At 44.0% G+C, this 793-nt stretch carries 1 protein-coding gene; it reads left to right on the forward strand.

Features of this window, described 5'->3' with window-relative positions; translation table 11 throughout:
• Positions 1–460 (forward strand): ankyrin repeat domain-containing protein (locus tag FUU19_RS16475; protein WP_230507222.1); only part of this gene is annotated, 460 nt, incomplete at its 5' end.
• Between the last annotated feature and the right edge of the window lie 333 nt (positions 461–793).

Consider the following 793-nt stretch of genomic DNA (forward strand, 5'->3'; position numbering starts at 1 on the left):
TGGCGCAGACCCGTTGCAGCCCAGACCAGAGGGAGGAAGCAGCCCAGCGGAATTCGTCATGAAAGCCGACAAGGGAATTTGGGTCAAAGCCATGCTCGACGGCGGTTTACCGCCAAACGCAAAAGATAAGGTATTCAATGAGCCCATTGTATTCCAAACAATCAAAGCCAAAAACACTGAAACGTTAAAGGTGATGCTGGATTACGGAGCGGACATAAATATCAGAGACTCCTTGCAACAAACCTTATTAATGGATGCTTTTTTTAGCTCAGCCTTTGAGCACATGACCCTACTGCTCAATCGGGGTGCGAATCCTAATCCGGTAAATATAAACAATCTTTCACTGTTAACAGCAGTGAATCGGCAAATAAAAGACAGCCAAGATGGCTCAGAATACAATGAACAGTGTAAGAAAATACTCGAGCTCATGCTTTTGAAAGGAGCAAAGGAAGCACAGTAATTTCATCAACACAGATCTGACAGCTGCCGGTTATTTATACTGAAGCTGTCAGGTTACATCTGGTTTTCGATAAACACGCTATAGACCACGCAATAAAACGGATTGAAGAGACGAGGATGTCACCATTCTCAGGGGGAGAAGATGAGAAAATTGATAATGGCGATAGCGCTACTGTTTACTGTTCTCATAGTGCAAGGATGCAACAAAAGCATGGAATATGAACCCCAGGATTTTTTTGAAGGTCGCCAGCTGGACATCGCACAGCTGATTTATGATGGTGATGAGGTGAAACTGAAAGAGCACCTTCCCTCTATAAGCAAGGAAGAACTGAAT

The sequence above is a fragment of the Serratia montpellierensis genome, from assembly GCF_020858655.1.
GTDB classification, from domain to species: Bacteria; Pseudomonadota; Gammaproteobacteria; order Enterobacterales; family Enterobacteriaceae; genus Serratia; species Serratia montpellierensis.